Here is a 6,058-nt window from a genome sequence, read left to right on the forward strand (position 1 = left end):
GGCCATCGATGCCCACGAGCATCGCTATCACTTCGCCGACGAAAGCATGCTGCTGGATGGCATCCAGCAGGGCCTGCACGGCTCTCGTCTGGCCTGGCTGCCGCAGACCGGCCTGCAGGTGAGTCCGATCAAACTGCTCAGCCTGGGCGGGGAAGATATCGACACGCTGTACCGGGTGGAGCATGGCGAACACGGCAGCGCTCTGGCCGACAGCGTGCAGCGCTTGCTGTCGCGGCATTCCCTTGTCAGCAACGCTGCGCTGCAGTCCTACCGTCCTTTCCTGGCAGCCGTCGGTGGCGCCGATGCGCCGCTGCTGCAGCAGTTGGATTTCCGCGAAAGCCTTGCGCTTTGGCAGCTGGCCGCCGAACAGGGGCCGCAGCTCCCCAGCGGAGCGACCCGAGGGGAGGCAGCGGACTTCGCACTGCAGCACGCACGGCGACCGATCGAGTTCTGCGATTACTACCGCTTCTACCTGCGCACCCAGCACACCGCCGCAACCGCCGAGCAGCGGCTGGAGCGCGCCACGCACGCGCTGCAGATCCTGCTGCCCATGCTGTTCGGTGCGCTGGACGGGCCACAGCTGCCGCGCCTGCCGGCGCCTGAAGAAGTGCGCCAGGCCATCGCCGAGACACTGGAGGCAGGACGACCGGTTGGCTTCGCACGGATCTCCCTGGCCGCCCAGCAGGTCGCGGTAGCCCTGCATGGAATGCCCCTGGATCACGAGACCATCCGCGAGGCAGCGCGCCGGCAGATGCGCGAAGCCCAGGCCTTTCTCAACGAACACCCGGTCCATCGTGGGCGGCTGGGCCAGGACGGCGCCAGCGTGCAGTTCCCGATCGAGGCCTCGCGGCAGCGAGCGGTGGTGCAGGTGGAAGACAACATCATCACCCTGGCGCAGTACAACCGGCTGCTCGGCGATGACGCATCCGAAGCGATGCTCGGTTACCAGGCCAGTTCGGCGTGACGATCGTGGCGCCGTCGCACGGGCCGGAGCACGCGTGCACGTCGTTGGCTGCGGCGGCCGGTGACGCGGTTGTCGCCGGCCGGCAAGCCGCGCGACTACAGGCCGATCAGATCCTGGCCAGCGCGCAGACCGCGCTGCGCCATCTCCTGGGTGCCCGCGCTGGCGGGCACCCTTCCTCTTCCCCAGACGGAGCCATCCCGATGACCTTCCCGACCCCGCTTCCTTCGCCACCGGACGGTGGCCGCCCCCCCCACAAAAGCCCGATGGAGATCGCACAGGAACTGGCTGAAGCGGCGATGGCGGCCACCGAGCAGTCCATTCGCGCGGCGATGGAAGCCTCCCAACATGCGATCGAAGCCGCCAACGAAGCGGCTCGCCGGGCAGATGCCGCCGCCGAAGACGCTGTTCGCCGCGCTACCGAAGCCGCCGCCGAGGACGACGCAAAGTGGGAACAGCGCCGCTAGGCCGCTTGACCAGGAGCATTATCCGGCGGGCCTGCGCCGGTAGCTGCGTGGACTGACCCCCACCACCCGCCGGAAGCTTTTCTCGAAATGGCTCAGGTCGCCAAAGCCGACCTGAAGGGCCACATCGGTGATGCGCAGGCGTTGTTCGCTGCGCAGCAACTGTTTGGCATGTTCGATCCGCAACTGCTGCAACAGCGGCTTGAACGTGGTACCCAGCTCGTTGCGAAACAGGAACCCGAGGTGGGACTGGCTGACGTGTGCCTGCCTGGCGAGGTCGCCCAGGGTGAGCGGTTCGGCCGCGTGGTCTTTGAGATAGGCAAGCGCACGCTTGAGGCCGTCATGCAGACCGTCGTTCAGGCGATCATATGCGGACCGTGGCAGATCGCGGCCTTCGCGCGCGTCTGTGGCCGAGGGATCATCCCCCGCGTCCAGCTCATCCAGCGGGAAGGCGCCGGGGTCGGTCGCCGTCGCTGCGGGCGCCTCGGCGGCGGTCGCCTCCATCGCCCAGGACAGCCCCGGCGCGTGCCGCATCACATCCTCCCTGCGGATCGGACGGCCCGCGGTCATTACCGCCAGCCGCACCACCACCCGCTCCATCTCCAGCAGGTTGCCCGGCCAATCATGGCGACGCAGTATCTCCAGCAATTCCCCACGGATTACCTGGGAATCGAACCCGTGCAGATCCAGAGCGCGGGCGGCCAGTGCGCCGATGTCTTCGACGCGTTCGCGCAAGGGGGGAATATCCACGGTGAGAAACTCCAGGCCGGCCAGCAACGCGCGCGAGAACTGCCGGTCACGCACACGCTGTTCCAGATCTACGCTGCTGGAGGCGATCACCCGGGTGGGCTGCACGGGTCGGGCATCGGCCACAGCGGCATTCAGTCCCTGGATACGGTGCGGAAGTTGCCCCTGCAGGCTTGCCGGCAACTCATCGACCTCATGGAAGTACAACGTGCCGCCCTGCGCACGTGCAAACCACTCGCCGGGCTCACCCAGCGGATGGGCGCAGTTGACCTCGACGAACGGCCCCAACCGTGACGGACCACAGCTGTGCAGGGCCGCGGCAAGCTCTACTTTTTCTGTGCCGAATTCACCGCGTACCAGCACCGGCAGGCTGCTGGCCACGGCGCGTTCGACAAACCCCTCGATCTGCTTCATCGCTTCACACGTACCCACCAGGAGCAGCGGTCGGCTCAGGACGGCTTCTGCCCAGGTCTTGGTTTCGTAGCGTTTTATCAGCTGTGCGCAGCGGTGGGCAAACAATTCACCCAAGGCGAGCGCGGTGTCGTCCAGCAGCCCGCTCTTGCCTTCCAGGTGGAGCTCTCCCAGCACCTCGTCGCCGTAGCGGATGGGTAGCCGCTGCGACGCCGGTAGTTCACGATCACCGACGGTGGCCGGCGTCGTCGCCTGGCCGTCTGCGGCCATTCCGCGCAACCGTACGCGCCCGCCGCGCAATGCCTGGTGCTGCGAAAACTCCTCCACGAACGCACCCAACAGTTCGGGCAACGAGGGGTACGGACGATATGCGCGCTGCAGCATTTCACTGACTTGCCTGTGCATTGAAACTCCCTCTGGATTGGCAACCCGGTGCGAGCACACCAGGCGATCGCACGATAGGTGCCACGCGGCGCCATCGCGGGATGCTGCGATGTCCACGCCACATGCCGCGCCTGCTGGGCGCGGTGCGTTGCCATGACACGGCGCCAGCCGCCCTCTCCCCGGGCGGTCGTGGCGAACATCGATCATCTCCAGACGGGGCCATAATCGAGGTGAGCTATCCGTGATCGAAATCGCCTACCCGAAGCACCAAATATTTGACGCTCAACACGTCGCCGGTGGAATGTCCCGATATTCACGTGAATATGTGGATTGAATCTCACTTTGGCGCGTTTCAACGCCCTGCATGGGTCACGTGGCAACGGAGGCCCGGGGGCAGTCCGTCAAAGTCCCATCGCCCTCTTGCACGTAACGCGCCCCCACACTGCGCGCCAGCCAGGCAGAAAATGGCGACCTGAACGCATTCAGAGCCTCCCCATGGCCCGGCCGTCGGCCGTGCTCCCGCTTCTACACGCCTCCCGCGCGACACCACATTGGCGCCAACACCCCCGGATCGGGGACAATACCCGCCGACCGGACGCCCCGGTCCGCTACAGCACGGACCCGCATCGAGGCGGTCATCGCTCTGCCGTCTGTCGCTGTATCCCCGCCGCTGCTCCCGGATCTGAATTGAATACCATTGCCACTCCCGTCGATGCCGACGACCTCCCCCTGACCGACCGCCTGCGCGCCGCACTGGACCTTCTGGAGGCGATCGAGGCCGATCGCAGCGTGCTCGACACCCTGCCCGACGCCGATCGTGCGCGGCTGCATCAGGTAGTGGCCAAGGTCTATCACCCCGAGCCGAAGGCGCGCCGGCAGATGCTCAAGCAGCAGGCCAAGCAGCGCCACCAGGAAAAGGTGCGCAAGGCCGAGGCCCTGCTCGATCAAACCGGCATCCGCGCCCTGCGGCGCAAGCCGGTGTTCAGCACGCCGAACTACTTCCCGCCGCATGCGGCGGGTCTGCACGATGCGCACAACGGCGAGAACGCCAGCGCAGCGCCTGAACCGGTGCATTCGCCCGAGCTGCGCCATTGCTATGTGTGCAAGCAGAAGTTCACCCAGCTGCATCATTTCTACGACCAGATGTGCCCCACCTGCGCCGAGCTGAACTTCGTCAAGCGCACCGAGACCGCCGACCTGCGCGGCCGCGTGGCGCTGCTGACCGGCGGCCGGGTCAAGATCGGCTACCAGGCCGGGCTGAAGCTGCTGCGTGCGGGTGCCGAGCTGATCGTGACCACGCGCTTCCCGCGCGATTCGGCGGCGCGTTACGCCGAAGAGCCCGACTTCGCCGAGTGGGGCCACCGCCTGCAGGTGTACGGGCTGGACCTGCGCCACACGCCCAGTGTGGAAGCGTTCTGCAGCGAACTGCTGGCCACGCGCACGCGCCTGGATTTCATCATCAACAACGCCTGCCAGACGGTACGCCGCCCGCCGCAGTTCTACGCGCACATGATGGCCGGCGAAACCGCGGCCCTGCATGAGGTGCCCGAGACGCTGCGCCGCCTGATCGGCGATTACGAGGGCCTGCGCAGCGCCGAGCTGCTGGGCGCCACCTCGGCCACGGCGCTGCCGGTGGTACAGGACCAGGGCTTCAACGGTGCCAACGGCCTGACCCGCGCGGCCGAGCTGTCGCAGGTGCCGTTGCTGGATGACGAACTGGTCGGCCAGCAGCACCTGTTCCCCGATGGCCGCCTGGACCAGGACCTGCAGCAGATCGATCTGCGCGGCCGCAATTCGTGGCGCATGCAGATGGACGAAGTGCCATCGGTGGAACTGCTGGAGACCCAGCTGGTCAACGCCATTGCGCCGTTCATCATCAATGCGCGGCTGAAGCCGCTGATGCTGCGCACGCCCGAGCGCGACAAGCACATCGTCAACGTGTCGGCGATGGAGGGGCAGTTCTACCGCAACTTCAAGACCACCCGGCATCCGCATACCAACATGGCCAAGGCCGCGTTGAACATGATGACGCGCACCTCGGCGGCCGATTACCAGAACGACGGCATCCACATGAACAGTGTCGACACCGGCTGGGTGACCGACGAGGATCCGGCCGATCTGGCCGCGAAGAAGGTGGAACAGGAGCGCTTCCATCCGCCGCTGGACATCGTCGATGGCGCCGCGCGCATCGTCGACCCGATCATCCACGGCTTCAACAGCGGCGAGCACGTCTGGGGCCAGTTCCTGAAGGACTACGCCCCCACCGACTGGTGATCGTGGCGGTGGGCGGCAGGCCGGGCCGGGCTCAATGCTCGGCCGGGCTGCGCACCGTGCTGTACGTCATGCGGCCGTTGCGAAGCACGCCGCGCGTGGTGTCGACCGACTCGCCATCGGCGGACAGCGCCTCTTCCCAGCTCTCGAACAATTCCAAGCTGCCGTCACGATACCGGTAGGTTTCCGAGGCGTGCGCGCAGCAGCCGTTGCGCGCGGAAGAGGTCACGGTGCGCTGCGCCGCATTGATGGACAGCTGTGGCATGCCTGACAAGGTGGAGTCGTAGACAAAGTTCTGCGAGGCCGGGTCGAACAGAAACACGTTGTCGGTGCTGTTTGGTCCCGCGCCGCCGGACATCCCCGGCACCAGGATGTCCGGGTGGCCGTCGAAGTTGGCATCCACCAGTTGCAGCACGTCCCCTGCTCCACCGATGGGATCGGCATCGAAATCGCGCAGGATCTGCACGCGCTTGCCGGTGGTGGCGTCCAGAACGTCGATGGCGCTCAGCACCCGTTGCGGGTCGTCGTCATCGCTGTCGTTGCGCTCGAAGCCCAGCCGGAACCGGAACGCCGGCGTCACCGCCGTCTGCGCGACCCACTCCGGTCGAGACAACGCATCGCGGTCGATCCAGCCTGACGCAGTGCTGCCGTCCGATGCGATGCGTTCGATCTGGAACCATGCCGGCGTGCGCGATACCACCGCGAGATAGCTGCCTGCTTTCAGCGGCTCGCCCGCACGGGTCGCCAACGGCTCAGCCTGCGCAACCACGTCGATAGGCAGATACAACACATCGGAATAGTCACGCGCCTGCTGTAGCAC

At 66.5% G+C, this 6,058-nt stretch carries 5 protein-coding genes; 3 read left to right on the forward strand and 2 right to left on the reverse strand.

Going from position 1 to position 6,058, the window contains the following annotated elements:
- Positions 1-964: hypothetical protein (locus ACXJKH_RS12680; protein ID WP_457319722.1), on the forward strand; the 964-nt coding region annotated here is incomplete at its 5' end.
- A complete protein-coding gene (locus ACXJKH_RS12685; RefSeq protein ID WP_457319724.1) occupies positions 961-1,428 on the forward strand; it encodes a hypothetical protein in 468 nt (155 codons plus the stop codon). The genes ACXJKH_RS12680 and ACXJKH_RS12685, both read left to right, overlap by 4 nt.
- 18 nt (positions 1,429-1,446) lie before the next feature.
- On the opposite strand, the gene ACXJKH_RS12690 is transcribed toward ACXJKH_RS12685, so the two are convergent.
- Positions 1,447-2,988 carry a helix-turn-helix domain-containing protein gene (locus tag ACXJKH_RS12690; RefSeq protein WP_457319726.1) on the reverse strand — a complete coding sequence of 514 codons (1,542 nt, stop codon included), beginning with the start codon at positions 2,986-2,988 and terminating at the stop codon, positions 1,447-1,449.
- A gap of 666 nt (positions 2,989-3,654) precedes the next feature.
- Between ACXJKH_RS12690 and ACXJKH_RS12695 the strand changes: the two genes are divergently transcribed.
- Positions 3,655-5,241: an SDR family NAD(P)-dependent oxidoreductase gene (locus ACXJKH_RS12695; protein ID WP_256774356.1), complete on the forward strand. Its 1,587-nt coding sequence runs from the start codon at positions 3,655-3,657 to the stop codon at positions 5,239-5,241.
- Between the two features lie 31 nt (positions 5,242-5,272).
- Here ACXJKH_RS12695 and ACXJKH_RS12700 read toward each other — a convergent pair.
- A partial coding sequence (locus ACXJKH_RS12700; protein ID WP_457319729.1) for an XAC2610-related protein occupies positions 5,273-6,058 on the reverse strand: 786 nt, incomplete at its 5' end.

It is taken from the genome of Stenotrophomonas sp. P5_B8, assembly GCF_054049855.1.

Bases quoted from the DNA above. Each gene is read 5' to 3' on its own strand.
- ACXJKH_RS12690 (WP_457319726.1), bottom strand. From the start codon at position 2,988: ATGCACAGGCAAGTCAGTGAAATGCTGCAGCGCGCATATCGTCCGTAC.